The sequence below is a fragment of the Aquisalimonas sp. APHAB1-3 genome (assembly GCF_048323695.1).
GTDB lineage: Bacteria > Pseudomonadota > Gammaproteobacteria > Nitrococcales > Aquisalimonadaceae > Aquisalimonas.
Genome location: NZ_JBLWFT010000010.1, coordinates 72,110 through 98,266, shown reverse-complemented (window position 1 = coordinate 98,266; position 26,157 = coordinate 72,110). Strand labels below are relative to the sequence as shown.

Sequence of the window (26,157 nt, the reverse complement as noted above, 5' to 3'; positions counted from 1 at the left end):
GTCAGGCGCCCCAGATGAAGTAGATCAGGCAGACCACGAACAGCACGTACACCAGCGGGTGCACCTCTTTCGCGCGGCCACTGAAGACCATGGTCAGCGGGTAGAGCACGAAGCCCATGGCGAGCCCGGTGGCGATGCTGAACGTCAGCGGCATGGCGATCACCGTCACGAACGCCGGGATGGCGAACTCCGGGGCCTTCCAGTCGATATGCCCCAGCGCGGACGCCATGAGCACGCCGACGATGATCAGTGCCGGTGACGTGAGCTCCGGGTGCTCCAGGAAGATCTCCAGCAGCGGCGAGAAGAACAGGCTGATCAGGAACAGCGCGGCCACCACCAGCGAGGTGAACCCGGTGCGCCCGCCAGCTGACACCCCCGCCGCCGACTCGATGTAGGCGGTGGTTGTGGAGGTGCCAAGCACCGCGCCCACCACCGTGGCGGTGGAGTCGGCGCCCATGGCACGGCTGGCGCGGGGCAGCTTGTTGTCCTTGATGAAGCCGGCCTGGTTCGCCACCGCCATCAGCGTGCCGGCGGTATCGAAGATGTCCACGAACAGGAAGGTGAACACCACCAGCCAGAGCTCCGGCGCCAGGAGGATGTCCGGCAGATGGACGATGGCCACGCCGAACGTGGGTGCGAGGCTCGGGACCGAGTCCACCACGGCGTCGGGCAGCGCCACGAAGCCGATGATCATGCCGAGCACCGTGGTGCCGACGATGCCATAGAACACCGCGCCATGGAGGCGGCGGACCAGCAGCGCGGCGGTAATGAGAACCCCGGCAATGGCGAGCAGCGGCGCCGGTTCCCCGAGGTTGCCCAGGGTGACCAGAGTCGGCTCGTACTCCACCACGATCTCCGCGTTCTTCAGGCCGATGAAGGCGATGAACAGCCCGATACCCGCGCCGGCCGCCATCTTCAGCTGCAGCGGGATGGCGTTGATCATCTTCTCCCGCACCTTGCTGAGGGTCAGGATCAGGAACAGGATCCCGGAGACCAGCACGCCGGCCAGCGCGGTTTCCCACGGCACACCCATGCCGAGCACAACCGTGTATGCAAAAAACGCGTTCAGCCCCATACCCGGTGCCAGCGCGATGGGGTAGTTGGCCCACAGGCCCATGATGATGCAGGCCAGTGCCGCGGACAGGGCAGTGGCTACGAACACCGCGCCCGGGTCCATGCCGGCATCCGCCAGGATGAAGGCGTTGACGAAGAGGATGTAGGCCATGGCCAGAAACGTCGTGACCCCGGCCACCGTCTCCTGGCGCCAGTTACTGCCCTGTTCCGTGAAACCGAAGCGCTTGTCGAGCCATTGATTCATGGGTGCCCCCGCCGTCTTATTGGTTGTGCCCGGCCATTGATTGTAGCCACGTGTCGTACCGACGTCTCGTGTGCACAAATCAGGCCACGATCGTTCACAACCGGGTGTTCGGCTGCGGCGGACGGTTCCGGTGGGAGCAGGGTTCCGAGGGAGGTGTAATGGTGCCGCATCGTGGTGCGTCTGCACCGCAGGCGGGCATTGCGGTTCCCGCCATGGGGCGGGAACCGCCTTGCGTTTACGCGGTGTCGGCTTTGCGCATGCTGGCCTCGACACCGGCCAGGGCGCTCATGTTGATGATGCCCCGCACCGTCACTGACGGCGTCAGGATGTGCGCCGGCTCCGCAGCGCCCAGCAGGATCGGGCCGATGGAGACGCCGTCGCTGGCACCCTTGAGCAGGTTGAAGGCGATGTTCGCCGCGTCCAGCGTGGGCAGGATCAGCAGGTTGGCCGTGCCCTTGAGCGTGGAGTTCGGGAAAATCCGCTCGCGGATCTCCTCGGAGAGCGCAGCGTCGCCGTGCATTTCGCCTTCCACCTCCAGCGCCGGCGCCCGCTCCCGGATCAGCGACAGCGCGGTGCGCATCTTGTCCGCGGAGTCGGCGTCGGAGGAGCCGAAGCTTGAGTGGGACAGCAGCGCGAGCTTCGGAGTCATGCCGAACCGCTGGACTTCTTCCGCTGCCAGGACGGCCATCTCCGCGATCTGCTCGGCGCTGGGGTTGCTGTTCACGTAGGTGTCGCAGAGGAAGAACGTCCCCTTGCGCAGGATCAGCGCGTTCATGGCGGCAATGTTGTTGCAGCCAGCCTGCCGGCCGAGCACTGACTCGATGTGGTAGAGGTGCTGGTGGTAGCGTCCCACCACGCCGCTGATCATGGCATCGGCCTCGTTGCGGCGAATCATCAGCGCGGCAATCACGGTGTTGCGGGTGCGGACGATGGTGCGGGCCTGGTCGGGGGTGACGCCCTTGCGCTCCATGATCGAGTGGTACAGCGTCCAGTACTCCCGGTAGCGCGGGTCATCCTCCGGATCCACCAGCTCGAAGTCGCGCCCGGGGGCGAGCCGCAGGCCCAGGCGTTCGATGCGCATCTCCACCACCTTGCGGCGGCCCACCAGAATGGGCTCGCCCAGGCCGTCGTCCACCACCACTTGGACTGCGCGCAGCACGCGATCCTGCTCACCTTCGGCGTAGACGATACGCTGCGGCTGCTGGCGTGCCTGCTCGAGCACCGGTTTCATCACCAGGCCGGAACGGAACACGAAGGTGTTCAGCTGGCGCCGGTAGGCGTGGAAGTCGGCAATGGGGCGGGCGGCGACCCCCGTGTCCATGGCGGCGCGTGCCACCGCCGGGGCAACGCGCACGATCAGGCGCGGGTCGAAGGGCTTCGGGATCAGGTAGTCCGGGCCGAAGTGCAGACTGGTGTCGCCGTAGGCGTTGGCGACGATGTCGGAGGACTCCTCCATGGCCAGGTCGGCAATGGCTTCGACACAGGCCAGTTTCATTTCGTCGTTGATGGTGGTGGCACCCACGTCCAGCGCACCGCGGAAGATGAACGGAAAACACAGGACATTGTTGACCTGGTTCGGGTAATCGGAGCGCCCCGTGGCCATGATGCAGTCCGGCCGCTCCGCCTTGGCGTCCTCAGGCAGGATCTCCGGAATCGGGTTGGACATGGCCAGGATCAGGGGATCCCGGGCCATGGTGGCGACCATCTCCCGGCTCAGCACGCCGGGGGCCGAGAGCCCCAGGAAGATGTCTGCATGCGGGAGCGCTTCGGCCAGGGTGCGCGCCTCCATGTCGCGCGCGAAGGCCCGCTGTCGCGGGTGCAGGCCGTCACGGCCGGTGTGCACCACGCCGCGCGAGTCGAGCATGATGATGTTGTCCGGCCGGATGCCCATGCCCACAAGCAGCTCCAGGCAGGCCACGGCCGCGGCACCGGCGCCGGAGCACACCAGTTTGACGTCCGCCACGTCCTTGTCGATCAGCCGCAGGCCGTTGCGCACCGCGGCGGCGGTGATGATGGCGGTGCCGTGCTGGTCGTCGTGGAACACCGGGATGTTCATGCGCTCCTTCAGGCGCTCCTCCACCTCGAAGCACTCCGGCGACTTGATGTCTTCCAGGTTGATGCCGCCGAAGGTGGGCTCCAGGCTGGCGATGATGTCCACCAGCCGGTCCGGGTCCGCTTCGTCCACTTCCACGTCGAACACGTCGATGCCGGAGAATTTCTTGAACAGCACGCCTTTGCCTTCCATCACCGGCTTGGACGCCAGCGGACCGATGTTGCCCAGCCCGAGCACGGCGGTGCCGTTACTGACCACACCGACCAGGTTGCCCCGGGCAGTGACAGATGCCGCTTCCCTGGCGTCCTCGACGATGAGTTCGCACGCCGACGCCACCCCCGGGGAGTAGGCCAGCGCCAGGTCCCGCTGGGTGGCCAGTGGCTTGGTCGGGGCGACCTCCAGCTTCCCGGGGCGGGGCTGGCGGTGGTATTCAATCGCGCTGTCACGCAGTTGGTCGGACATGTTCGGTCTCCCTGTTCAGGCGGGTGTTGCATACGGTTGCCCGCACGGCACCCTTGAGGCGTGCCGTGCGGGTCGTGGATCAAGGGGAGTTCGCCCGGCGCGCAGGCGCCGGGCGCAGTGGCGGATCAGCGGTTCTCGCTACCGGCGGGTGCATCGTCGGCCGGCGCGTCGTCGCCCGATGCCTGCTCCGCCTCCGGTGCTTCATATTCCTGCCCCTTGGCCCGGGGCAGCACCGCGTCCAGGAACAGGGCGGCGATGGCGGCCGGTACGAGCCCGGATTTCAGCAGCACGCCCACCTGGCCGGGCAGGGTGTCGGCGATCTCCTCGGTGGCTGGCAGGCCCACGCCGAGCCCGATGGCGACGGCAATGATGAGCAGGTTGCGCTGATCCAGCTCGCAGCGCTGCAGAATCTTCAGGCCCGCCGAGGCGATCATCCCGAACATCACCACGGCCGCGCCGCCCAGCACGGGCTCCGGCATGGCCGATACCACCCCGCCCAGCTTGGGAATGAGGCCCAGGGCGATCAGGAACACGCCGCCAATGGTGACCACGTGCCGGCTGACCACCCCGGTGAGGGTGACCAGGCCCACGTTCTGGGCGAAGGCCGTGTTCGGCAGGGTGTTGAAGATGGCCGCGAACGAGGTGGCGGCGCCGTCCGCCATCACGCCGCCCGAGAGCTCACGCGCCTTCGGCTGGCGGCCGGCGCCGCCCACGGTGATGGCGGTGATGTTGCCGATGGTCTCAAGCCCCACCACGAACATGATCAGCACCATGCCGACGATGGCCGCGAGCTCGAACTGCATGCCGTAGACGAACGGCTGGGGCAGGGCGAACCAGCTCGCCTCGGCCACCGGTGAGAAGTCCACCATGCCCAGTGCAATGGCGGTGACATAGCCCACGGCGAGGCCCACGAGCACGGATGCCGCCTTGAAGATGCCCTTGCCGTACTGGTGCACGATGACGGTGACGACCAGCACGAACAGCGCCATGCCCAGGTTGGCCGGAGACGCGTAGTCGGATGCCGAGCCGTCACCGCCACCCGCGGCATAGTTGAGGCCCACCGGCATGAGCGAGATACCGATCAGCAGCACGACAATGCCGGTGACCACGGGTGAGAACCAGTGGCGTATTTTCTTCAGAATGGCCCCCAGGCCGATCTGGAACAGCCCCGCGATGAAGGCCGCCCCGAGGACGGTAGGCAACCCGAAGGTGCTGGCCATGGGCAGTGCTACCGGCATGAAACCGAAGCTGGTGCCCTGGACGATGGGCAGGCGCGCGCCGATGGGGCCGGCGCCCAGGGTCTGCAGCAGGGTGCAGACACCGGCGACGAACAGCGCCACCTGGATCAGGAATACGGTCTCGCCGGTGGTGGCGCCGATGACGCCCGCGATGATGATGGGTGGGGTTACGTTGCCGGCGAACATCGCCATGACGTGCTGCAGGCCAAGTGGAATGGCCTTCTTCAGCGGCGGCGTCACATCCGGGTCGCGGACCTGCTCGGTAGCCGGATCCGCGGTGGTCGCATCGGACCGGTGCTGTGTCTCGTCCTGCTCAGCCATGGCTTCTCCTCCTGGCGTTGTCGTGTCACCGGTCGATGTGCCGGTTTCTCAGAAACTGTATACAAAATGGTAGCTCGAAATTTAACAAAGTTGAGTGCACTTGCAACCCCGGCGTGTCCGGTTCGCGATCTGCCGCACAGCGGAGGATTGTCGGCACGGGGTTGCGGCTGACCGCACGGAACCGACAGTATTCATGCAATGGAAGGCGCAAGTTCAATGTATACGAGGTGGCCACGAACAGGCCGGTGCCCGGAGATGCTCCCGTGACGGCGGCGCGTGTCGCCCATCCCCGGCGGTACCTAGTGTTCGCGTTGTTCGCTGCCGGGTTTCTCCTGTCCTATGTGCTGCGCGGGGTCAACGTCGCCTTCGAGGAGAAGCTGGCGACCGGCTTCGGCCTGGAGCCGGGGGCCGTGGGCGCGGTCACCGCCAGCTTTTTCCTCGCCTTCGCCCTGGTTCAGCCACTGGTGGGCTATCTCCTTGACCGGATCGGTCCGCGCAGGACCCAGAGCCTGCTGCTGATTCTCGCCGCCACCGGCGCGGTCGTGTTCGCCCTGGCCGCGGGGCTGGCGGGGCTGATGACGGGGCGGGTGCTGCTGGGGGTCGGTCTGGCGGCCAGTCTCACCGCCGGTTACAAGGCCATCGCCGAGGTCTTCCCGGCGGCGCAGGTGCCGCTGTTCAACGGGCTGCTCGCTTCCGTGGGCAGTCTGGGTGTCGTTCTCGTGGGCACGCCGCTGGATGCGCTTCTGGCCGTGTTGGACTGGCGACAGATCATGGGTGTGCTGGGCGGTGTCGCGCTGTTGCTGACGGTGCTGCTCTGGTGTCTGGTGCCGGAGCCGCCGCGCACTCCGGCGGGGCAGGAGAAGGCAGACGGACCCGGGGTGTTCGGCTACATGGCTGACCCCCGTTACTGGTCGATCCTGCCTCTGGGGATTCTCAACCAGGCCATGTTCCTGGCCATGCAGACACTGTGGCTGATGCCGTTCCTGCGTCAGACCATGGATTACAGCCGTGGCGAGGCGGCCATGAGTGTGTCGGTGGTGGGCGTCGCCCTGATCTTCGGCGGGGTGGGGCTTGGCGCGCTGGCGAGCTGGCTGCTGCGCTTCCGTATCGAGGTGGCGGTCACCGCCGGTGTCGCCATGTCGCTGTTTCCGGTCGTCCAGGCGTGGGTGCTATTCCAGGGTGAGGCGGTGACCCAGGCGACTTGGTTTGTGTTCGGCGTCACCGGTGGTTCCGGCATGGTGCTGTACGCCGTGTTCGCGCGCACCTTCCCGGGGTCGATGCTCGGGCGCCTCAGCACTACCTACACCCTGGGCGTGTTTCTGGGTACGTTCCTGTTGCAGGCGGCCTACGGGTGGCTGCTGGATCTGGGGCAGGCGGCGGGCATGGCGCCTGACGAGGCCCATGTAGCGATCTGGACGCTGCTCATTGCGCTGCAGGTGGTGGCCGTTGCCTGCTACTGGGGCATGACCCCCGCCCGACGCCGCCGCGCCGCCGCCCATGGATATGCGTAGGCATCGGCATCGGTGGATGTAAAAATCCACCCTACGGCCCACCCCCAACACCCATACCCGTAGACGACCGTAGGGTGGACCTTCAGGTCCACCATTCCCGGGCGCATCCAGGCACCCACCCACACCAGCCCCACGTAGGGTGGACCGTCAGGTCCACCAATCCCGGGTTCATCCAGGCACCCACCCGACACCAGCCCCACGTAGGGTGGACCTTCAGGTCCACCATTCCACCCCGGCCCTACGGAGAGAACCGCCCCAGATCGCCCGCATACGTCTTCGCCACCGGGTACGCCAGACCCCCGGCCTTGCTGGTTTCAAGCCCCATGCCCACCAGGCTCTCCACCAGCTTTACGGCGGCGCCCACGCCGTCGACTACCGGCACGCCCAGCTGATCCGACAACGCCCGCGGCAGATCCGCCATGCCGGCACAGCCCAGCACCAGGGCCTCGGCCCGGTCCTGCTCGATAGCCGCACGGCACTCGGCGGTGATGCGGGCGCGGGCGTCGGAGTCGGGATCATCCAGCTCCAGCACGGCGATCTCCGTGGCGCGGATGCTGCAGCAGTGCCGCGCCATGCCGTATTGCTCCGCCAGGTGGGCGGCAATAATGCGGGTGCGGTCCAGGGTGGTGACCACGGCGAACCGTGGTGCGATCAGGCTGGTCATGTGCATGGCCGCCTCGGCGATGCCGATGACCGGGCCGGCCGCAACCTCCCGGGCCGCCATGAGGCCTGGATCGCCGAAGCAGGCGATCACGTGGCCGTCCACGCCGGCCTGTTCCCCTTCGCGAACCTTCGCCAGCATGCCCGGCACGGCCATGGCTTCGTCGTAGTGCCCCTCGATGGAGGGCGGCCCGTCGGCGGGGTTCACGGCCAGGATTTCCGTGCCGGGATTGGCCACCGCGCGCGCCGCATCGCCGATGGCATCGGTCATGTGGGCACTGGTGTTCGGGTTGATGACCTGGATGCGCATGGCTGGTGTTCCCTCTCAACGAGCGTGTCGGCGGTGACCGAGATGTCGTACATGTATCTCCGGTGCCGGTCGGGTAGGCCGGTCACGGACTGTCCGCGGCCTGGATGGCCGCGGTCAAGCGCCCATGGATGGGTTCACAGCGTGTCCGTGACCGGCGTACCCGATCGGCACCTGTGGCAACGTCTCAGCTTACCCTTCCTCGGCAATCGCCTGCAGCCGCAGGCGGGCGATACGGTTCACCTGGTCCACGGCGGTGCGGAACTCCGTGTCCTGGTCATTGTTCACCCGCTGCTCGAACGCAGCCAGGATTTCCGTGCGGTGGTAGCCCTTCACGGCCATGATGAAGGGAAAGCCGAAGCGCGCGTTGTACTGCTCGTTGAGTGTCATGAACCGCTGAAATTCTTCTTCCGTGCACTCATCGAGCCCCGCGCCCGCCTGTTCACCGGAGGACTCGTCGGTGAGCTCCTTGCGCACCGCGGCCTTGCCGGCCAGCTCCGGGTGAGCGCGCAGGAGCTTGAGCTTGTCGGCGTCTGACGCCTCGTTGAGCATCTCGGCCATAGCGTCAGCGAGCCCGGCCACCGTGTCGTGGCGGTCGTCCAGGCCCCGCTGCCAGAGTGCTTGTGCGATCCAGGGCGTGTGTTCGTACACACCGGCGAAATGGTCCATGAAGGTGGCGTAGTCCAGCTCGCGCGGAGGTGTCGGAAAGCGGGTGGAGTCGATGGCCATGGGTGGTGTCCTCTGTCACGAATGGGTTTCCCAACGTCTATGTATACGTAACTGTGTACATTCCATCAAGAGCGGCACTCCGCGCCGTGCGTCACTATGGGGCGTCTCGCCCCGGTGCGGTGCAGCGTCGATTGTATATTGCGATTGCATACAAACGTGGATATATTGCCAGTGTCACTTTTGCCAACGATCTCGGAGAGAACGTTATGGGACGCCTGACAACACATGTACTCGACACCGCGCACGGCGCTCCCGGCGCCAACATGCGGATCGACGTCTACCGCATCAGCGCGGGTGAGCGGCAGCACCTGAAGACGGTGACCACCAACGCCGACGGCCGCAGCGACGCCCCGGTGCTGGAGGGCGAGGCCTTCACCGCCGGGCAGTACGAGCTGGAGTTCCACGCCGGCGCCTACTTCCGTGCCCGCGGCGTGGACCTGCCCGAACCCGCATTCCTCGATGATGTCGTCGTGCGCTTCGGCATTGCCAGCCCTGGCGAGCACTACCACGTCCCGCTTCTGGTATCCCCTTACAGCTACAGCACGTACCGGGGCAGCTGATTCGCGTCCGCGCGCCGTTACCGGCTCGCCCGTCCCGGGCCGCCGGTGACGGTCCGCGGCCCCGGGTGGAGGAGAGAGAATGGAAAGCCATATTCATACCTGGCTGGAACTGCTGGTTCGCTGGGCCCACTTCATCACCGGCATCGCCTGGATCGGTGCCTCGTTCTACTTCAACTGGCTCGAGAACCACCTGGACCGGGCCGCGCAGCGCAACCGCGACAACATCGCCGGCCACCTCTGGGCCGTGCACGGTGGCGGGTTCTATTACCTGGAGAAGTTCAAGGTCGCCCCGGACAAGCTCCCCGAGACGCTGCACTGGTTCAAGTGGGAAGCCTACATGACCTGGGTCTCCGGCTTCGTGCTGCTGGTGCTGGTCTACTACATGGGCGCCGAGTCCTATCTCATCGACAGCCGGGTGGCCGACCTGAGCGTGCCTGTGGCCATCGGCATCGGCATCGGTACGCTGGTGTTGTCCTGGATTGTCTACGACCTGCTGTGCAAGTCGCCGCTGGGGGACCGGCCGGGGCTGCTGGCGGGCGTGATCGCCGTGCTGCTGGTGCTGCTCAGCTTCGCCATGACGCAGATCTACGGCGGCCGCGGAGCATTCATCCACGTGGGTGCGGCCATCGGCACCATCATGGTGGCCAACGTCTTCTTCGTCATCATCCCTAACCAGCGCGATCTGGTGGATGCCATGAAGGAGGGCCGTGCGCCGGACGGTGCCAAGGGCAAGGCCGGCCTGACCCGGTCGCGGCACAACAACTATCTCACTCTGCCGGTGCTGTTCATCATGATCAGCAACCACTACCCGGGCACCTACGCCCACGAGTGGAATTGGGTCGTGCTGGCGCTGATCATGGCCGGCGGTGTCGCCATCCGCCACTACTTCAACGTGCGCCACCTGCCGGAGAAAAAGGTCTGGATCCTGCCGGTGGGCTTCGTGCTGCTGCTGGGGGCCTTCTTCCTGACCATGCCGGAGCAGCGCCCGGCACCGGATACCGACAGCGCCGATGTGGGTGAGCCCGTGGAGACGGAAGTGGCCTGGGAGATCGCCGAGAACCACTGTCTGGCCTGCCATGCGGTCGAGGTCCAGCAGGGCGGCATCGCGTTCGAGGACGAGGCCGACCTGGAGCGCCAGGCGCGCAACGTGGCGCGGGTAGTCGGCAACCACAGCATGCCCCCGGGCAATCCCACCGACATGAGCGAGGAAGAGCGCGCCAAGGTGGAGCACTGGTACCGGGGCCTGGACGACGACTGACAGGCTCGGCACAGGGGGCGTGATCGGCGCCCCCCCCGGTGAGAATGGTGCGACGCATCGCAAGACAAGGGTCACAAAGTATTGCGCCCAACTTTGTATACATGCTCGAATACCATTGCGGTTTGCAGAACAGGACGGCACGACCCTCCGCCGTGCGGCGAACCGGGCACACCAAAAACGAGAGAACTTCGGGAGGAACACACCATGACGACAACAAACACACTGGTTCGCTACTCCGGCGCCGCGACGCTGGTGCTGGCCGCGAGCATGGCCAAGGCCGATACTGAAGTGGAGATGCACGGCATCATCGACGTCTACGGCGGTGCGCATAACCCGCTGGGTGAAGACCGCTGGACTGGCAAGCTCAGCGCCGGCGGCAAGGACACCTCCTACTGGGGCATCTCGGCGCGGCACCAGGTCAATGACGGCCTGGCCGTGGTGGGTGATATCGAAGCCTTCTTCCGTCCCGACTCCGCCGAGCAGGGACGCTTTGACGGCGACGTCTTCTTCGCCCGCAACGCCAACGTCGGTGTGGAGACGGAGTACGGCACAGTGCGCGGCGGTCGAGTGACCGCGCCGCTGTTCCTGCCCATGGTGTTCACCAACCCGTTCGGCGGCTCGTTCGAGTTCTCACCGGCCAACTACCACACCTACGCAGGCGGGCCGCAGTATGCGCACCTGGTTGGGGACTCCGGGTGGAGCGACACGGTGCAGTACACGGCGCCGAGCGTGAACGGCATGACCTTCACCGTGATGTACGGCTTCGGTGACGAGGGCAGCGATTCCCGCGGTGATGACCGCATCGGTGCGAATCTTGTTTACCGCGCTGGTGGTTTCACCGGCACGGCGGCCGCGCATGCGGTGGATTACGGCCTGGACTTCAACGCTTCAGGTGAAGAAGGCACCCAGTACGCAGCGCTGCTGGGCGGCATGTACGACTTCGGCACCTTCCAGCTCTACGGCCAGTTCCAGCACATCGACAATGACCTGGACGCCGACGACTTCTCCATGAACACGGTGACCGCCGGTGTGAGTGTGGATGCCGGTCCGGGTCAGATCTTGGCGTCTTATGCGTTCTCTGATGGATCGCGCGTTGACGGTGGTGACTTTAGTGACGCCGGTGACCCGCCTGATCCGATAGCAGTCAACGACGGCGGCGACCGCAACACCTGGGCCGTCGGCTACGAACTGCCCGTGGGCGAGATGGCCACCGCCTACGCCACCTACTTCATGGATGACATCGACGATATCGATGACGAAGGCCACAACGTGGGTGCCGGCATGCAGCTGCGTTTCTGACGCCGCCGGCCGTATGCGGGGTGCGGGTGGCCGCACCCCGCCTTACAGTCGCGACGCCGTTCGCGGCAGGTATTGCTACCGGCATGACGGCTCCCGGATCGAGTTAAGTAGTATGTTGTATACATGTTAAGTATACTCATACGGAGCGTCCGGCTATCCTCGGTGTCAGAGGGCCGACGATACAACGCATTTTCGAGGGGAGAGCGTCATGTCCAGAGACAACATCACTGCCATGGGCAACCGCCGCAAGGGAAAATCACGGGATACACGGCGCGACGAGGAGATCTACCGCGCCATGAGCGAGGCGATCGTGGAGCATCGCCTGTCGCCCGGTGACCGCCTGCCGGAAGACGCCCTGGCGGAGGCGTTCGACGTCAGCCGCACCGGCATCCGTAAGGTGCTGCAGCGGCTGGCGCTGGAGCGCCTGGTCACGATCCAGGCGAACCGCGGCGCCAGCGTGGCGCGGCCGTCGCCCGGGGAAGCGCGGGACGTCTTCGGTGCCCGGCGCATGGTGGAGTGCGCACTCATGGACGCCGTGGCCGACAACATGACGGAAGAGGATCTGGCCGAACTGCGACAGCTGGTGCGCGACGAGCGCCAGGCGCAGGCGGAAGGCGAGCAGCGTCAGGCCATCCAGCTCTCGGCAGCCTTTCACACGCGGCTGTCGCGGGTGGCGCGCAATGAACCCATGAGCGAGTTCATTGGCCAGCTAGCCCTGCGCTCGTCGCTGGTGATCGCCGTATATGGATCGACCGACAGCATCGGCTGCGACTGCGGCGATCATGGCGAAGTGCTGGATCTTCTGGAGGCCGGCGAGAAGGACAAGGCCCGTACGTGGATGGCCGGCCATCTTGAACACATTGAGCGCTCGCTGCGGTTCGAGAGCGGCAGCGAGGGTACACCGGATTTCAAATCGATTTTTCAGCGGCGTGCGCAAAGTGGCGCCGGAGACGGCTGACGGCCGTCGCCCGGGCCCTGCGGAGGCGTCCGCATGAACGCCCAGGAGGAGAGAACAGGCATGGCCAACGCGAGCATCAGCGACACCTATCCGCGCGACATGCGCGGGTACGCCGGCAACCCGCCCCACGCCCAGTGGCCCGGGCAGGCCCGCGTGGCCGTGCAGTTCGTGCTGAACTACGAGGAGGGGGGCGAGAGCAACGTGCTCCACGGCGACCCTTACTCCGAGATCTTCCTCTCCGAGATCATCGGCGCACAGCCCTACGCCGATCGTCACATGAGCATGGAGTCCATCTACGAGTATGGCTCCCGGGTTGGCGTATGGCGGGTGCTGCGGGAGTTCGAGCGGCGCAACCTGCCGCTGACCCTGTTCGGTGTGGGCATGGCCCTGGAGCGCAACCCCGAGGTGGCGGACGCCTGCGTCAAACTGGGCCATGAGATCGCCTGCCACGGCTGGCGCTGGATCCACTACCAGGATATGGACGAGGCCACCGAGCGCGCCCACATGGAGCGCGGCATCGAAGCCCTGCGCCGCCTCACCGGCGAAGCGCCCCTGGGCTGGTACACCGGCCGCGACAGCCCCAACACCCGCCGGCTGGTGGTGGAGAACGGTAGCTTCCTCTACGACTCCGACTACTACGGCGACGACCTGCCGTTCTGGACCGAGGTCGAAACCAGCGCCGGGGAGCGCAAACCGCATCTGGTGGTGCCGTACACCCTGGATACCAACGACATGCGCTTCGCCACCAACCAGGGCTTCAATTCCGGCGACCAGTTCTTCAGCTACTTGCGCGACGCCTTCGACGTGCTCTACGACGAGGGCGCCGAGGCGCCGAAGATGCTCTCCATCGGCCTGCATCCGCGGCTGATCGGTCGGCCAGGCCGGTTCCGGGCCCTGCAGCGGTTTCTGGACCACATCGAAGCCCACGACCGGGTCTGGGTCAGTCGCCGGGTGGATATTGCCCGCCACTGGGCCACGGTGCATCCCCACCCGGGCATCGTCGGTGCGGGCGCCGGCAGCGCGGCCACCGCCGCGGAATCCGGCAGTTGAGGAGGAAGGCATGCAGACGCTCACCGCCGCACCGCTGACCCGCGACGCCTTCGCGCCGTTCGGTGATGTCATCCAGGTGGATGATCGCGTGGAATCCTTTCCCATCAACGGGGGCAACACCCAGCGTTATCACGACCAGGCGCAGGTGCAGATCCTCGGTGACAACGCGCGGCCGATCATCAGTATCTTCCGCAGTCAGCCCTATCGCTTCCCAATCAGCCTCGAACTGCTGGAGCGCCATCCCCAGGGCAGTCAGGCGTTCATGCCCGTCAATGGCGACCGTTTCGTGGTGGTTGTGGCCCCGGCCGGTGAAACCATCCGTGCGGAGGAGATCCGGGCGTTCGTGACCAACGGCCGGCAGGGCGTCAATTTCCACGCCGGCGTTTGGCATCACCCCATGCTGGCGCTGGACCGCGTCGGCGATTTTCTGGTGGTGGATCGCGCCGGGGATGGTAATAATTGTGACGAACGCGACCTGCCCTGTCCGATGACCGTGTCTGGCTGACGCGATCAGGGCAAAAAAAAAGAGCCCGGGAGGGCTCTTCAAGAATGCTTCGCCATCGAGCGAAGCAGGGGGAGGCATCGCGGCGCGCGAACGCCCGCGATGAGGAGGCCGTATTCGGATCGGGGCGGGATCTCCGTTTCGGAATTCACGGCCTTTTTCGCCCCGAATGCATGGACTCAGATTAGCACCGCTTTAATCGCGCCAGGAATACCGATAAGAGAAAAAATGGCGTGAACTGAAAGAACAAATCTGGAGGAGACGTTACATGGACCAGTCATCGGAAATGATGATCTTCGTCCGCTGCGTGGAGCAGGGAAGCTTCTCCGCGGCGGCGCGGGATCTCCACATGACGCCATCCGCGGTCAGCAAGCAGATCCGGCGTCTTGAAGACCGGCTCGGCGCGCGTCTGTTCAACCGCACGACGCGGCGCATCAGCCTCACCGAGGTGGGGCGCGATTTCTACACCCGCTGTTCGGGAATCATGGCCTCCATCCAGGAGGCGGAGGAAGCGGTGGGGTCGCTGCAGGGCGAGGTGCGCGGGACGCTGCGCGTGACCGCCACGGCGGCCTTCGCACGTGTTCAGGTGCTGCCGCGCATCAACCGCTTCCTGCGCGAGAACCCGGATGTGCACATCGAACTGGAACTCACGGACCGCCCGGTGAACATGCTGGAAGAGGGAATCGACGTGGCCATCATGCTCCAGGAGCAGGTGGACGACCCGTCGCTGGTGGTGCGCCAGCTGGCCGTGAACCGCCGGGTCATCGTGGCCTCGCCCGACTACATCAAACGCCGCGGCCTGCCCGCCAGCCCGGAGGATCTGGAAGCCCACAACTGTCTCACCCTCTACAACGTGTCCAGCTTCAATGACTGGGATTTCGACGGCGAGCACGGGCGGCCGCGCCGGATCCACGTGGACGGCAACTTCCGCGCCAGCACCGCCAGCGCCCTGTACGAGGCAGCCCTTGCCGGTGTCGGCGTGGCGCGCCTGTCCACCTGGCTGGTGGCGCCGGACATCCGCAGCGGCCGGCTGGTGCAGGTGCTGCCCGACTACGTGCAGGAGAATTCATCTTATTACGTGCTGTTTCCGCAGGGGCGCCACCTGGCGCGGAAAATCCGTGCGTTCGTGGACTTCCTCGTGGAGGAGTTCAAACCGGTGCCGCCCTGGGAGCGGGATCAGGCTGAAGCGCGCCTTCCTGCCGCAGCGACGCAGAACTAGTTTTTCCCTTTATGGGAACAAATGATTTTCGATAAAAGCCGTTTCCGAAAAAGTTGCAAATCGGTATCTTGATACCTGTCTTCATCGGATCCCGGGAAGACACGGAAAGGCCCCAAAAGGGCCATTTGATGCACCCCGCATCAGCACCATTCGACACGTATTGGCAACCGGTACGCCGTCGATGAGAAAGAGGTATCGAGATGAGCTTCGTGAACGGTTTTTTCCAGCCCGAGATGTGGGGCATGAAACTCCCCGAACAGGACGCGCCCCAGGCGCCGCGGCAGGTGTTCGACGCGGATGACGAAAGCGGTGCGGCCATTGCGGCGCGCTTCACCACCGCCAGTGGCGCCGTGCTGAGCGATCGTACCTTCCCGTGGGAACTCTACGGGGCGTCGGTCTGATACCCCGTGCTCAGCGCCCGGACCGGGAGGCGAGTGCCACCGCCAGTGCCACCGCCGACCGGCCCAGGTGGCTGACCGGTGTGCCATCCGGCTGCTTCTGGTTCCAGGAGAGCCCGGAGGTGTGGGGCATGGGCACCACCGGTACGCCCCGGTAGCAGGGCAGGTCGCCCGCCGACGGTGACTCGGCCAGCAGCGTGCGGATCCGCCCCAGGTGATTGTCTTTCCAGTACGGCAGCAGATGCTTCGTGGCCGTGTGGCCCACGGCGAGCAGCACGCCGGGCGTGAACGCCCGCAGCGTGTCCGTAAGCCAGGGGCTGCAGGCATCGATTTCGGCGCGGCGAGGTCGGCGGTTGTCCGGCGGCCGGCAGCGCACGATATTGGTGCGCGCGTAGGCATCGCGGCCGAGACCGTGTTCCGCGAGAACCCGGTCCAGAGTACGCCCGGCGCTGCCCGCGAACCCCACACCGGTGACATCTTCCTGGTGCCCCGGCGCCTCGCCCACGGCCAGCAGCCCGCACGCCGGGCCGTCCGGCAGCACGACCTGCGTGCGCGTCTCGCACAGGGCGCAGGCGGTGCATTTTTCGGGAGCAGTGCGCGACATGGCCGCCATGATACCGTCTTCCCTGGCCGGCGGCGACACGCCGCCCCCCTTGCGCCGGATCAGGTCCGGAACCGCCGCATCAGCTCTTCCAGTTCCGAGGCCAGTGACCGCATGCGTTCGCACTCGCTGCGGCACGTATCGCTGACAGTGCTGGTCCGGCGTCCCAGATCGGCGATGTTGGTGATGGTGCGGTTGATCTCTTCCGTCGCGGAGGTCTGCTCTTCCGTGGCCGATGCGACCTGGTGCGTCATGTCGTTGATGGTGCCCACGCGGTCACCGATCTGCCTGAGCGCTTCGCCGCTGCGTTCGCTCTGGTCCACGCAGCGGGTGGTCATGGCGTGGCCGTCATCCATGGAGCGCGATACCGACTGGGCGCTGGACTGCAGGCGTTCGATGGTGCCGCGGATCTCTTCGGTGGATTCCTGGGTGCGCTGGGCCAGGGTCCGGACCTCGTCGGCCACCACCGCGAATCCGCGGCCCTGGTCGCCGGCGCGGGCGGCCTCGATGGCGGCGTTCAGCGCCAGGAGGTTGGTTTGCTCGGAGATGCCGCTGATGGCGTCGAGCACACTGGTGATGGAGTCCACTTCGGTGGCCAGCCCGTCCATGGCCTGACCGGCTTCCTGCATGGTGCCGGACAGCTGCTGAATGGATGCCACGTTCTCCGTGACGATCTGCCGACCCTGTTCCCCCGTTTGGTTGGTTTCGGTGGCGAGCTGTGCCACCTCGCTGGTGTTGCGCGCGATCTCGTGCACCGTGCTGCCCATCTCGTTGACCGCCGTCGCCACCTCATTGGTCTGCTCGGCCTGTTGCGCCGCGTGATCCGCCGCCTGGTTGATCTGGTCGGATACGGTGGCTACGGCGTGTTGCAGGTCGTCACTGCGCTGGGCCACGCGGTCGACAATGCCCTGGAGGTCGGCAACGAAGGCGTTGAATCCGCGGGCCAGCTCCCCAATCTCGTCATCGCGGCTCTCGTCCAGCCGCGTGCGCAGGTCGCCGCCCTGGCTGCCGAGCTGTCGCAGCGTCTCCGCCAGCTGCCGCAGCGGGCGCACCATGCGGCGGATCAGCACCGCCACAGCAATCAGCCCGGCCGTGACGATGGCGATGCCCATGAGTGCCACCCACGACACGGCCTGGTTGAGTTCGCTGTAGAGCTCGGCCGCCGGGATGCGCGCCACGGCCATCCAGTCGATGCCGGGCAGATTGCGGGCCGCGATGATCTGCCGCTCACCGGCGCTGTCGGTGACCTCGATGGAGCGGAAGCCGTCGCCGTCGAGCAGGGCGCGGGCGTCGGTGTCGGGAACGCCCAGTTGCTCGGCAAGGGGAATCCCGGCCGCCTCGCGGCCATCGGGGTGTACGGACACTTTGCCGCTGCCGTCGATGAGGAACGCCTGGCCGGTTTCACCGACCCGGGTGTCGGCGACCAGATCCGTCATCTCGTCGAGGCGATAGCCGACGGAGGCGTTGCCGCCAGGATGCCCGTCAAAGTCGATACGGTAGTTCACGTATAGCGTGTATACACTGGTGTTGAGGTCCACATCGATGCTCAGGCGTTCAAACGCGCCGCTGTCGATGAAGTCATAGAACCAGCTGTGGTCCGGGTCGCCTCGCTCCAGTTGGCGCGTAATCCCCTCCCGCTCCAGGTAGTGCCCGGTCTCTTTGGAGGCGATGTTGACGCTCACCGCGCCCAGGTCGTCCTGGAGGTGACCCAAGTAGTCAGTGATCGCTTCGCGCCCGGATTCCGGTTCGCCGTCGCGCAGCCACTGACGGACGAAGGTGTTCTCGGCCATGCCCCGGGCGACGCCTAGCGGCCCCTCAAGCTGCCGGCCGACGTCGTTGCTGACACCGTCGAGAATGGCGGGGAGTTCGGTATTGGTGACCCGGTCTTCCAGCATGGTGCCGAACAGCCGGTATTGCATGGTAACGGCCATCGCCACGGTAATGACGATGATTGCTCCCATCGCGAGCACCAGTTTCCAGGTCATTGAGAGTTGCGTGGGCATGTTGGTAAAGGGCATGGCACTGATCCGTCGTTGCCGTGGGAGCATCGAGCCGTGTCTGCGGGAGACCCTATAGCATGGTCACAAGTTCTGTATACAATAACTGGATCTATTGTGCTCATTTTGATGAGTGGTTCACGTTTGGCCATGGTGATGGGGGAAAGTGAAACGTCCTGACCGCTAGCAGGTCGCGGTATGCTTGTGCGTCAACACTGCGATCAGGACGACCGGGGGGGGGGGGCGCATGACCACAACACGGCACAAGTGTTTGGTGCTGGCCATTCTGGGGCTTGTCCCCGTCACCGGTTTCCCTGCCGGGGGGCATTACGTGGTGGATGACACGGAGGTCACCGCGCACGGCCAGATCGCCTTCGAGGGCTGGTACAGCCGGCAGTCGGGTGGCAATGACACCCGCGCTGCCGCTCTCGCCTACGGCGTTCATCCCGGCCGGGAAATCGCACTGGAAGGGGAGCGGGAGCGCGCCGACGGGGTGGACCGTGACCTGGTAGGCGTGACCGGCAAATGGACGCTTGCCGACGCCGCCGAACGGGATCTGGGGGTCGCAGTCGCCGGCGGTGTCTTCATGGATCCGGATACCGACCGCGTCCGCGAAGCCGAACTGTTCTTTCCCGTCGATGTCCCTATGGCCGACGGCCGCGCCATGTTCCGCTACAACCTCGGATGGTCTCATCAGCGTGACGCCGACGACCGTGACGTGGCCACGTGGGGTTTCGGCGGAGAGGTCGCCCTGTTTCCGGCCGTGAGCGCCATCGCAGAAATCTACGGCGATCAACGGGACCGGACCGAGGTTCAGTCCGGGCTACGCGTGAGCCTGGCGGGAAGGGCTGATCTCGACGTGGGCTACGGCTGGGAGCGTCGGGCCCCCGACACGAACTGGTGGACGGTCGGAGTGGCGACGGCGTTCTGAGCCGCATCGCTTTGACGACTGCCACATGATTGAGATAGTGCGGATGTAACCTTGTAACTCGCCGCCAACAGAAGGGGATACGCATGGAGAAGACGGAAGTCATCCAGGAGCTTATTTCACTGTACCAGTCCGAGCACTGGGATGCCCTGGACGGCCATCTTGAAGAGATGGCCGTCCAGGACATCGCCGAGGCGATCAGCGAGCTTGAGGCGGATGACGCCGGACAGTTGCTGCTGCGCGTCCCGCGGGACCGGCAACCGCCGGTGTTCGCGTACATGGCCCCCAGCCTTCAGGACACGCTGCTGAAAGAGATGCAGCCCTCCGACGGCCGCTTCATTCTCTATCACCAGCTCCCCGACGATCGCACGGCCATCCTGGAAAGGCAGAAGCCGGAGGAGCTGGAGTCGCTGCTGCAGCTGCTGTCTCCGGAGAACGTCAAGGAAGCCTTGCGCCTGCTGGGGTATCCGGAGGAGAGCGCCGGGCGCATCATGACGCCCAAGTTCGTCACCGTCCGCGTGGGCTGGACGGTGGAGCAGGCGCTCAACCACGTGCGCGATCGCAGCGAGGCCGGCGAAACCCTCAACGTGGTGTTCGTCACCGACGTGCGCGGCGCGCTGCTGGGGCAGGTCCGCCTGCGGGATTTCGTTCTCGGGCGCCCGGATCGCCGCATCGAAGAGGTCATGAAGGACGACCCGGTGAAGGTGCTCGTCTCCGAAGACCGCGAGGAAGCCGCCCGGCTGATGAAGCACTACGACCTGGAAGTACTGCCGGTGGTCGACGCCACGGGCGTCATGCTCGGGATTGTCACGGTGGACGACGTCATCGACGTGGTCGAGGAAGAGGCCACCGAGGACTTCCACAAGATGGCCAGTGTCGGTGCCCTGAACCTCAGCCTCAAAGAGGCGCGGCCGTCGCTGCTCTACCGCAAGCGCGTGGGCTGGCTGGTGCTGCTGGTGTTCGCCAACGTCTTCGGCGGCACGGTTATCGCCTACTACGAAGAGACCATCGAGGCGGTGGTGGCGCTGGTGTTCTTCCTGCCCCTCATCGTCGACTCCGGCGGCAATGCCGGCTCCCAGTCCGCCACCATGATGGTGCGCGCCCTGGCTACGGGTGACGTGCGCATTAAGGACTGGTTGCGGCTCTGGGGCAAGGAGCTCGGCGTCGCGATTGCGCTCGGCGTGACCATGGGGCTTGCGGTCTCGGTGCTGGGCGTCTGGCGCGGAGGGACGGAGCTTGCCATGATTGTCTCCCTGGCCATGATCGGGGTCGTGGTGATGGGCAGCATGATCGGCATGTTGCTGCCGTTCGTGCTCGCCCGGTTCAACCTGGATCCGGCCACCGCGAGCGCGCCGTTGATCACGTCGATCGCCGACTTCTTCGGCATTCTGATCTACTTCTCCATCGCGACTGCGTTTCTCACCCTTCCGGGGTAGTTCCCGGCCGGCCGGACAGCCTTTTCGACGGGGGCTGTCCGGCCGCATTCCCGTTGTATTCAACCCGCATACCGTTGCCTTGAGGCAACAGGTTTGTCTTCCCGGTCTGTTCTGTAACTATCTGGTTTGGCGACAAAAAAAATCCTTATTAAGAGGATTTTACATGGCCGCTTAACTTGTGGAATACGTCACGTTTGTGGACCGAACCGGCAACTACACTTGCTGCCAATACGCTACAGACGTAGTAGATCGTGCAGGGCGATACACGGGGCGCCAGCAGTCTGAACGGGAGTAATGAGCATGACTGGAACAGTGGTTTACAAACCGTTGACGTCCATCGCCCCGGGTGACCGCCTTGCGCGAGACCTGCATGATGAACAGGGTGGTGTGCTCGTCGCCGCCGGAACCCTGGTGGACGACCGGATCCGTCGGCGACTGCAGTTGTTCGCGGTGGAGGCGGTGCCCGTGGAGGGGGCGGAGTCAGCAGCGACCGATCAGGGAGCGGACGCCTCTCTCGACGATGCGCTCAATCACCTGTTCAGACACTGGCGTTTTTCCCCGGGGATGAACAACCTGCGTGCCCTGATCGCTAGCCACCGGAGCGAGGCCGCCTCTCAGTGACTTTGCATCTGCGTATGGATGTGGACGGGGCGCTTCGTCAGCTGCCAGGTCTGCCTGCAACCGTCTCCGGTGCGCTCGCCGCCGTTCGCAATGACGGCGTCGGTGCCGACCGGCTGGCCGAGATCCTGCAGCAGGATCCGGGATTTGCCCATGCCGTGCTCACCGTTCTCGATACCCCGTTCTTCGGCGCCGGAAGCGGCGAGTCCGGCGTGCGCGGCATCTGCCGCAGCACGTCCAGGGTAACCCTGGAGCGGGCGATGATCGCGGCCGCCGTGCTTCGTCAGTTGCCCGGGGGTGGGGACCAGTGGTTCGACCGCTATGCCTTCTGGGAGCATTCCGTCGGCGTGGGTGTCATTGCCCGGGCGCTGGCCACCAACCTGGGGCAGGACGAGCAGCAGGCGTTCACGGCGGGTCTGTTGCACGATCTCGGCCGGATCGCCTTGGATGTCTACTTCCCGCGGGAGTTTCAGGGGGTCGTGCGCTACCGGCAGCGGCACGATACCTGGATCCGCGACGCAGAAGTGGCGGTGCTGGGTTTCGACCACTGCGTGTTCGGCGGCAGTGTGGCCGTTCGCTGGGGACTGCCCGTGGATCTGGTTGAAGCCGTGTGCTCTCATCACACCCCGGAGGCCGCGAACGTCCATCACGACGTCACGCGCATGGTCCACCTGGCTGACGTGCTTGCCCGAGGCCTGCAGATCGGCGATCCGGGCGACGACACCATCCCGATGCTCTCCCAGAGCGCCATGAAGCGCCTGGGGCTCAACTGGAAGACCCTGCGGCGCGTGCTGAAGGACGTGGACGACCAACTCCCGGCCGGCCACGATCTGGTGCGCGTGGCGATCGGCCACGACGCGTGCGTCTCCGCCTAGGGTGGGGAACAGCTCCGTTACACTGCCCGGAAGCGCATGGACAGATCCACCGCCCGCAGGTGTTTGGTGATCGCGCCGACCGAGATGTAGTCCACCCCGGTGTCGGCAATGGCGCGCAGGCCGTGCTCATCGACGTTGCCGGAGGCCTCGAGTCGGGCCCTGTTCCCCGTGATCGCCCGGGCGCTGCGCAGGTCGGCCAGGCTGAAGTTGTCCAGCAGCACGATATCCGCGCCGGCGTCCAGTGCCTCCCGGAGCTCATCCAGATTCTCCACCTCCACCTCGACGGTCACCTCCGGTGCCAGCCGGCGGCTCGCTGCCACCGCGCCGGTGATGCCGCCAGCGGCCATGATGTGGTTTTCCTTGATGAGTATGGCGTCGAACAGGCCGTGGCGGTGGTTGGTGCAGCCGCCGCAGGCGACGGCGTATTTCTGCGCCTGGCGCAGCCCCGGGATGGTCTTGCGGGTGTCGAGAATCCGCGTGCCCGTGCCTTCCACGGCCGCCGCGTAAGCGCGCGCGGTGGTGGTGGTGCCCGACAGGAGCTGCAGGAAGTTCAGGGCGGTGCGTTCGCCGGTGACGAGGCTGCGGGCGGGTCCGCCCAGTTCGCAGAGCAGGGTGTCTGGCTCGACGGTGTCGCCGTCCTGGACGTGCCAGTGGATGGTCACCGCCGGGTCCAAATGCTGATAGACCGCATTGAACCACGCCTGACCGCAGATCACCGCCGTCTCGCGGCTGATCACCGTGGCTTCGCCATGCCTGTCCGCGGGGATCAGCGCTGCGGTCAGGTCGCCGTCACCGACGTCCTCTGCCAGCGCCCGGCGCACATCGTCCTGCAGCGTATCCGGCGTGATCATTGCGAGTCCCGGTCACTCCGGGGCGTGTCGTCGGTGTCTTCAAGACCGCTGTGCAGGTAGTGCCCGTGTCGGTCCAGGCGCTGGCGCAGTTCGTCCTTGAGCGTCTTGTCCCACAGCGGTGCGCCGGTGAAGTAACCCGCGCGGCCGATCATGTGGGCCGCTACCGGCGCGGTCAGGATCACGAAGGCGACAATGGCCAGGGAGCGGACCGTCACGCCCGTGTCCACGAAGAAGATGGCGGCGGCCACGGCGATCAGCCCCGTGCCAAGAGCGCCGGCCTTGGTGGTGGCGTGCATGCGCAGCAGCAGATCCGGCATGCGAACGGCGCCAATGGCACCGATCAGCACCAGAAGCGCGCCAAGAAGCATGATGATGGCGGTGAGCGTTTCACTCATTGTGGCCGCTGCCTCCCCGTTCCAGGAACCGCGCGAAGCCGACGGCGGCCATGAACGCGGTTAGTGCCAGTACCAGTGCGACGTCCAGGAAGGCGGCGCGTTCCACCTGTATGGCGTAGACGATCATGATGCCCACCGCGATCAGCGCGATCAGCTCCAGGGCCACCACGCGATCGGCCAGGCTCGGGCCGACCACCAGACGCACGAACGTCAGCACCAGCGCCAGGACGAGAATCAGCATTGTTGCAAGAGTCACCCACTCGATCACGATCGTACCTCAGCTGAGCAGTTCGATAACGCGACGTTCCAGGTCCTTCAGGTCGGCCCGGAGTGCGTCCTCGTCATCAATGTGCATTGCGTGGATGAACAGCATGCGGTTGTCGCTGGAGACATCGATGCTGAGCGTCCCTGGCGTCATGGAAATGAGATTCGCCAGGATGGTGATGGCCGCATCGCTGCGCGCGTCCAGTGGCAGCCCGATCACGCCGGGCCGCATGCCGTGGCTCGGGGTCAGCACTTCGTAGGCGACCCGCATGTTCGACATGATCAGTTCCCAGATATAGAACAGGGTAAACCCGATCCCCTGCGGAATCTTGCGGGTGTAGCCCGCAGTGGAGCCGCTGACGCGGCAGACGAACACCAGGACGAAGTAACCGAAGATGAACCCGGCCAGAAACCCGCTGCCGGTGAAATTGCCGGTCAGGGTGACCCACACGAAGCCGAGCAGGATGTTCCAGATAAAGAGCTTCATTCATCACCCCCCAGCACCGCATCCACGTAGATCTGCGGGTCGCGCATCTGCTCCGCCGCCGCCATCAGGACCTCATACACCGGTTGCATGCCCACGCCAAGGAGCACCGCCAGAATGGCCAGCAGGGCAACGGGCAGGTACATGATCGCCAGCGACCGCTCCGAGATGGTCCGCTCGAACTGCGCGGCGCGCTCGGCGTGCGCTTCGGGCTGCTCCTTCCAGAACGCCTCGGCCCAGATCTTGACCATGGAGTAGAGGGTAAGCATGCCAACACCCAGCGCCACGGCGACGATGCCCCAGCTCTCGGCCTCCACACCGGCGCGGATCAGCATATACTTGCCGATGAAGCCGGACAGCGGCGGAATACCCGCCAGGGACAGTGCCGAGGCCAGGAACATGATCCCGAGCCAGGGGCGCTCGCGCCAAAGGCCGCCCACTTCCTTCAGCTCGTGGCTGCCTCGCAGGAAGTAGATCACGCCACCGATCAGGAACAGATTACTCTTGGCGACGATGTTATGAACAATGAAATAGATGCCGCCCGCTAGCGCCAGGGGGGTGAACAGCGCCAGGCCCATGAACATGTAGCCGATCTGGCTCACGATGTGGAACGACAGGATGCGGCGGATTTCGTAGTAGCGTGCCGCGCCCAGCACACCGGTCACCATGGTGAAGCCGCCAATCCACAGCAGGATCTCGTGGGTATAGCCCGTATCCTGGGTGAACAGCAGCGAAAAGAACCGGTAAAGGGCGTAGACACCCACCTTGGTGAGCAGCCCGGCGAACAGCGCCGAGATAGCCACCGGCGGAGTGTGGTAAGAGGCCGGCAGCCAAAAGAACAGCGGGAACGCCGCCGCCTTGATGCTGAATGCCACCAGGTACAGCATGGCGACCACGGTCACCAGCCCCTGGTTCTCGATCTCGGCGAAGCGGCCCACCAGGTCGGCCATGTTCAGCGTGCCGGTCATGCCGTAGGTCAGACCCACGGCGGTGAGCAGCATGATGGACGACAGCAGGTTCAGGGTGACGTACTTGATCGCCCCCTCCATCTGCGCCCGCTCGCCGCCGAGGATCAGCAGTGCGAACGACGCCACCAGCAGCACTTCCACCCACACATACAGGTTGAAGATGTCGCCGGTGAGAAAGGCCCCGCAGACGCCCGAGAGCAGCAGGTGCAGCAGCGGGTAGTAGCCGAACTTTTCGTGCTCGCTGCCCATGGTTGCCAGCGAGTAGATCGCCACGGCAAAGCCCATGAGCGCAGCCATCACCACCATGACCGCCCCGAGCAGATCGGAGACGAGCACGATGCCGAACGGCGCCTCCCATTCGCCCAGGGCAATGGTCAGCACGCCGTCCGGGTGGGTGTAGGTGTTGTGGAGCAGGATGATGCTCGCGATCAACAGCGCACCCGTGCCGATCACACCAAGCCAGCGCTGCGCCGCGTTGGACTTGTACAGGACGATCGACAGCGACCCGAACAGGAACGGGATTACGACCGGAAGAGCGACTTCTGGGTTCACGTATCGGTACTCCGCATCTTGTCCAGGTCATCCTCTTTCACGACTTCGTACGCCCGGTGGATGAGCACCACCGCAAATGCGAGCACGCCGAAGCCGATCACGATTGCGGTCAGGATCAGGGCCTGGGGCAGGGGGTCCGCCCAGCCACCTTCGGGCAGCAGCGCGCCTTCGGCGATCAGCGGCGGCAGCCCGCGATGCATCCCGGAGACCGTGAAGATCAGCAGGTTGGCAGCGTTGCTCAGGAGAATCAGGCCGATCACCAGCTTCACCAGCGACCGGCGCAGCATCATGTAGATGGATGCCGCGAACATGCCTCCCACTACGAAAGCCATCAGTGGTTCCATG

General features: G+C 65.4%; 26 protein-coding genes. 13 read left to right on the top strand and 13 right to left on the bottom strand.

Annotation, left to right across the window (positions count from 1 at the left end; translation table 11 throughout):
* Position 1: 1 nt before the first annotated feature.
* The 3 genes from ACNSTU_RS14010 to ACNSTU_RS14000 all read right to left on the bottom strand — a co-directional run bounded on the left by ACNSTU_RS14010 (position 2) and on the right by ACNSTU_RS14000 (position 5,392).
* The gene (locus tag ACNSTU_RS14010; RefSeq protein WP_290635670.1) at positions 2-1,318 is read right to left on the bottom strand and encodes an NCS2 family permease; all 1,317 of its coding nucleotides are present in this window, start codon (positions 1,316-1,318) and stop codon (positions 2-4) included.
* 235 nt (positions 1,319-1,553) lie between these two features.
* Positions 1,554-3,833 carry an NADP-dependent malic enzyme gene (locus ACNSTU_RS14005; protein ID WP_418212507.1) on the bottom strand — a complete coding sequence of 760 codons (2,280 nt, stop codon included), beginning with the start codon at positions 3,831-3,833 and terminating at the stop codon, positions 1,554-1,556.
* Between the two features lie 125 nt (positions 3,834-3,958).
* Positions 3,959-5,392, bottom strand: a complete 1,434-nt coding sequence (locus ACNSTU_RS14000; protein ID WP_290633040.1) for a uracil-xanthine permease family protein — start codon at positions 5,390-5,392, stop codon at positions 3,959-3,961.
* A 263-nt stretch (positions 5,393-5,655) separates the two neighbouring features.
* Between ACNSTU_RS14000 and ACNSTU_RS13995 the strand changes: the two genes are divergently transcribed.
* Positions 5,656-6,903 carry an MFS transporter gene (locus tag ACNSTU_RS13995; RefSeq protein ID WP_290637923.1) on the top strand — a complete coding sequence of 416 codons (1,248 nt, stop codon included), beginning with the start codon at positions 5,656-5,658 and terminating at the stop codon, positions 6,901-6,903.
* A 238-nt stretch (positions 6,904-7,141) separates the two neighbouring features.
* Here the strand turns inward: ACNSTU_RS13995 and ACNSTU_RS13990 are convergent, their stop codons facing one another.
* Entirely contained in the window at positions 7,142-7,873 is a 732-nt protein-coding gene (locus ACNSTU_RS13990) for an aspartate/glutamate racemase family protein (protein WP_290633036.1), read from the bottom strand.
* Positions 7,874-8,062: 189 nt separating this feature from the next.
* A complete protein-coding gene (gene uraD / locus ACNSTU_RS13985) occupies positions 8,063-8,599 on the bottom strand; it encodes a 2-oxo-4-hydroxy-4-carboxy-5-ureidoimidazoline decarboxylase (RefSeq protein ID WP_418212506.1) in 537 nt (178 codons plus the stop codon).
* A gap of 206 nt (positions 8,600-8,805) precedes the next feature.
* Here uraD and uraH point away from each other — a divergent pair, with 206 nt between their 5' ends.
* The 8 genes from uraH (at position 8,806) to ACNSTU_RS13945 (ending at position 15,846) form a co-directional block, all read left to right on the top strand.
* Complete coding sequence (gene uraH / locus ACNSTU_RS13980; protein WP_290633093.1) at positions 8,806-9,159, top strand: hydroxyisourate hydrolase; 354 nt, start codon at positions 8,806-8,808, stop codon at positions 9,157-9,159.
* Positions 9,160-9,238: 79 nt separating this feature from the next.
* A complete protein-coding gene (locus ACNSTU_RS13975; protein ID WP_418212505.1) occupies positions 9,239-10,417 on the top strand; it encodes a urate hydroxylase PuuD in 1,179 nt (392 codons plus the stop codon).
* A 204-nt stretch (positions 10,418-10,621) separates the two neighbouring features.
* Positions 10,622-11,716: a porin gene (locus ACNSTU_RS13970; protein WP_290637200.1), complete on the top strand. Its 1,095-nt coding sequence runs from the start codon at positions 10,622-10,624 to the stop codon at positions 11,714-11,716.
* A 208-nt stretch (positions 11,717-11,924) separates the two neighbouring features.
* The gene (locus ACNSTU_RS13965) at positions 11,925-12,674 is read left to right on the top strand and encodes a GntR family transcriptional regulator (RefSeq protein ID WP_290632168.1); all 750 of its coding nucleotides are present in this window, start codon (positions 11,925-11,927) and stop codon (positions 12,672-12,674) included.
* A 60-nt stretch (positions 12,675-12,734) separates the two neighbouring features.
* Entirely contained in the window at positions 12,735-13,724 is a 990-nt protein-coding gene (gene puuE, locus ACNSTU_RS13960) for an allantoinase PuuE (protein WP_290632170.1), read from the top strand.
* Positions 13,725-13,734: 10 nt separating this feature from the next.
* Positions 13,735-14,229 (top strand): ureidoglycolate lyase, encoded by a 495-nt coding sequence (locus tag ACNSTU_RS13955; RefSeq protein WP_290632172.1) that lies wholly within the window; start codon positions 13,735-13,737, stop codon positions 14,227-14,229.
* A gap of 265 nt (positions 14,230-14,494) precedes the next feature.
* Complete coding sequence (locus ACNSTU_RS13950; RefSeq protein WP_290632174.1) at positions 14,495-15,445, top strand: LysR family transcriptional regulator; 951 nt, start codon at positions 14,495-14,497, stop codon at positions 15,443-15,445.
* Positions 15,446-15,645: 200 nt separating this feature from the next.
* On the top strand, positions 15,646-15,846 hold the full coding sequence (locus tag ACNSTU_RS13945) for a hypothetical protein (RefSeq protein ID WP_290632176.1): 201 nt from the start codon (positions 15,646-15,648) through the stop codon (positions 15,844-15,846).
* Positions 15,847-15,856: 10 nt separating this feature from the next.
* Here the strand turns inward: ACNSTU_RS13945 and ACNSTU_RS13940 are convergent, their stop codons facing one another.
* Both ACNSTU_RS13940 and ACNSTU_RS13935 read right to left on the bottom strand, forming a co-directional pair.
* Positions 15,857-16,456 carry a uracil-DNA glycosylase gene (locus ACNSTU_RS13940; protein ID WP_290632178.1) on the bottom strand — a complete coding sequence of 200 codons (600 nt, stop codon included), beginning with the start codon at positions 16,454-16,456 and terminating at the stop codon, positions 15,857-15,859.
* Between the two features lie 50 nt (positions 16,457-16,506).
* Positions 16,507-18,462 (bottom strand): methyl-accepting chemotaxis protein, encoded by a 1,956-nt coding sequence (locus tag ACNSTU_RS13935; RefSeq protein ID WP_290637198.1) that lies wholly within the window; start codon positions 18,460-18,462, stop codon positions 16,507-16,509.
* Positions 18,463-18,688: 226 nt separating this feature from the next.
* Here ACNSTU_RS13935 and ACNSTU_RS13930 point away from each other — a divergent pair, with 226 nt between their 5' ends.
* The 4 genes from ACNSTU_RS13930 (at position 18,689) to ACNSTU_RS13915 (ending at position 22,298) form a co-directional block, all read left to right on the top strand.
* On the top strand, positions 18,689-19,372 hold the full coding sequence (locus tag ACNSTU_RS13930; RefSeq protein WP_290637197.1) for a hypothetical protein: 684 nt from the start codon (positions 18,689-18,691) through the stop codon (positions 19,370-19,372).
* 83 nt (positions 19,373-19,455) lie between these two features.
* A complete protein-coding gene (mgtE, locus tag ACNSTU_RS13925) occupies positions 19,456-20,805 on the top strand; it encodes a magnesium transporter (RefSeq protein ID WP_290637195.1) in 1,350 nt (449 codons plus the stop codon).
* Positions 20,806-21,105: 300 nt separating this feature from the next.
* Positions 21,106-21,426 carry a hypothetical protein gene (locus ACNSTU_RS13920; protein WP_290633566.1) on the top strand — a complete coding sequence of 107 codons (321 nt, stop codon included), beginning with the start codon at positions 21,106-21,108 and terminating at the stop codon, positions 21,424-21,426.
* On the top strand, positions 21,423-22,298 hold the full coding sequence (locus ACNSTU_RS13915) for an HDOD domain-containing protein (RefSeq protein WP_290637194.1): 876 nt from the start codon (positions 21,423-21,425) through the stop codon (positions 22,296-22,298). Before ACNSTU_RS13920 ends, ACNSTU_RS13915 begins: the two co-directional genes overlap by 4 nt.
* A gap of 17 nt (positions 22,299-22,315) precedes the next feature.
* Here ACNSTU_RS13915 and nadC read toward each other — a convergent pair whose 3' ends face one another.
* Genes nadC through ACNSTU_RS13885 form a run of 6 tightly spaced genes read right to left on the bottom strand, consistent with a single transcriptional unit; the run spans position 22,316 to position 26,156 of the window.
* On the bottom strand, positions 22,316-23,149 hold the full coding sequence (gene nadC, locus ACNSTU_RS13910; protein ID WP_290630404.1) for a carboxylating nicotinate-nucleotide diphosphorylase: 834 nt from the start codon (positions 23,147-23,149) through the stop codon (positions 22,316-22,318).
* Positions 23,146-23,544, bottom strand: coding sequence for a monovalent cation/H(+) antiporter subunit G (gene mnhG / locus ACNSTU_RS13905; RefSeq protein ID WP_290630402.1), 399 nt, complete (start codon positions 23,542-23,544; stop codon positions 23,146-23,148). Before mnhG ends, nadC begins: the two co-directional genes overlap by 4 nt.
* Complete coding sequence (locus ACNSTU_RS13900; RefSeq protein WP_418212504.1) at positions 23,537-23,812, bottom strand: monovalent cation/H+ antiporter complex subunit F; 276 nt, start codon at positions 23,810-23,812, stop codon at positions 23,537-23,539. Before ACNSTU_RS13900 ends, mnhG begins: the two co-directional genes overlap by 8 nt.
* 9 nt (positions 23,813-23,821) lie before the next feature.
* On the bottom strand, positions 23,822-24,295 hold the full coding sequence (locus ACNSTU_RS13895; RefSeq protein ID WP_290630398.1) for a Na+/H+ antiporter subunit E: 474 nt from the start codon (positions 24,293-24,295) through the stop codon (positions 23,822-23,824).
* The gene (locus ACNSTU_RS13890) at positions 24,292-25,812 is read right to left on the bottom strand and encodes a Na+/H+ antiporter subunit D (RefSeq protein WP_290630396.1); all 1,521 of its coding nucleotides are present in this window, start codon (positions 25,810-25,812) and stop codon (positions 24,292-24,294) included. The genes ACNSTU_RS13895 and ACNSTU_RS13890 overlap by 4 nt, the downstream gene beginning before the upstream one ends.
* Positions 25,809-26,156: a Na+/H+ antiporter subunit C gene (locus ACNSTU_RS13885; RefSeq protein WP_091642415.1), complete on the bottom strand. Its 348-nt coding sequence runs from the start codon at positions 26,154-26,156 to the stop codon at positions 25,809-25,811. Before ACNSTU_RS13885 ends, ACNSTU_RS13890 begins: the two co-directional genes overlap by 4 nt.
* Position 26,157: the final 1 nt, after the last annotated feature.

What these genes read in the sequence shown, in the direction of transcription:
- ACNSTU_RS14010 (WP_290635670.1), bottom strand. Translation starts at nt 1,318, where the DNA reads ATGAATCAATGGCTCGACAAGCGCTTCGGTTTCACGGAACAGGGCAGT.
- ACNSTU_RS14005 (WP_418212507.1), bottom strand. Translation starts at nt 3,833, where the DNA reads ATGTCCGACCAACTGCGTGACAGCGCGATTGAATACCACCGCCAGCCC.
- ACNSTU_RS14000 (WP_290633040.1), bottom strand. Translation starts at nt 5,392, where the DNA reads ATGGCTGAGCAGGACGAGACACAGCACCGGTCCGATGCGACCACCGCG.
- ACNSTU_RS13990 (WP_290633036.1), bottom strand. Translation starts at nt 7,873, where the DNA reads ATGCGCATCCAGGTCATCAACCCGAACACCAGTGCCCACATGACCGAT.
- uraD (WP_418212506.1), bottom strand. Translation starts at nt 8,599, where the DNA reads ATGGCCATCGACTCCACCCGCTTTCCGACACCTCCGCGCGAGCTGGAC.
- uraH (WP_290633093.1), top strand. Translation starts at nt 8,806, where the DNA reads ATGGGACGCCTGACAACACATGTACTCGACACCGCGCACGGCGCTCCC.
- ACNSTU_RS13975 (WP_418212505.1), top strand. Translation starts at nt 9,239, where the DNA reads ATGGAAAGCCATATTCATACCTGGCTGGAACTGCTGGTTCGCTGGGCC.
- ACNSTU_RS13970 (WP_290637200.1), top strand. Translation starts at nt 10,622, where the DNA reads ATGACGACAACAAACACACTGGTTCGCTACTCCGGCGCCGCGACGCTG.
- ACNSTU_RS13965 (WP_290632168.1), top strand. Translation starts at nt 11,925, where the DNA reads ATGTCCAGAGACAACATCACTGCCATGGGCAACCGCCGCAAGGGAAAA.
- puuE (WP_290632170.1), top strand. Translation starts at nt 12,735, where the DNA reads ATGGCCAACGCGAGCATCAGCGACACCTATCCGCGCGACATGCGCGGG.
- ACNSTU_RS13955 (WP_290632172.1), top strand. Translation starts at nt 13,735, where the DNA reads ATGCAGACGCTCACCGCCGCACCGCTGACCCGCGACGCCTTCGCGCCG.
- ACNSTU_RS13950 (WP_290632174.1), top strand. Translation starts at nt 14,495, where the DNA reads ATGGACCAGTCATCGGAAATGATGATCTTCGTCCGCTGCGTGGAGCAG.
- ACNSTU_RS13945 (WP_290632176.1), top strand. Translation starts at nt 15,646, where the DNA reads ATGAGCTTCGTGAACGGTTTTTTCCAGCCCGAGATGTGGGGCATGAAA.
- ACNSTU_RS13940 (WP_290632178.1), bottom strand. Translation starts at nt 16,456, where the DNA reads ATGGCGGCCATGTCGCGCACTGCTCCCGAAAAATGCACCGCCTGCGCC.
- ACNSTU_RS13935 (WP_290637198.1), bottom strand. Translation starts at nt 18,462, where the DNA reads ATGCCCTTTACCAACATGCCCACGCAACTCTCAATGACCTGGAAACTG.
- ACNSTU_RS13930 (WP_290637197.1), top strand. Translation starts at nt 18,689, where the DNA reads ATGACCACAACACGGCACAAGTGTTTGGTGCTGGCCATTCTGGGGCTT.
- mgtE (WP_290637195.1), top strand. Translation starts at nt 19,456, where the DNA reads ATGGAGAAGACGGAAGTCATCCAGGAGCTTATTTCACTGTACCAGTCC.
- ACNSTU_RS13920 (WP_290633566.1), top strand. Translation starts at nt 21,106, where the DNA reads ATGACTGGAACAGTGGTTTACAAACCGTTGACGTCCATCGCCCCGGGT.
- nadC (WP_290630404.1), bottom strand. Translation starts at nt 23,149, where the DNA reads ATGATCACGCCGGATACGCTGCAGGACGATGTGCGCCGGGCGCTGGCA.
- mnhG (WP_290630402.1), bottom strand. Translation starts at nt 23,544, where the DNA reads ATGAGTGAAACGCTCACCGCCATCATCATGCTTCTTGGCGCGCTTCTG.
- ACNSTU_RS13895 (WP_290630398.1), bottom strand. Translation starts at nt 24,295, where the DNA reads ATGAAGCTCTTTATCTGGAACATCCTGCTCGGCTTCGTGTGGGTCACC.
- ACNSTU_RS13885 (WP_091642415.1), bottom strand. Translation starts at nt 26,156, where the DNA reads ATGGAACCACTGATGGCTTTCGTAGTGGGAGGCATGTTCGCGGCATCC.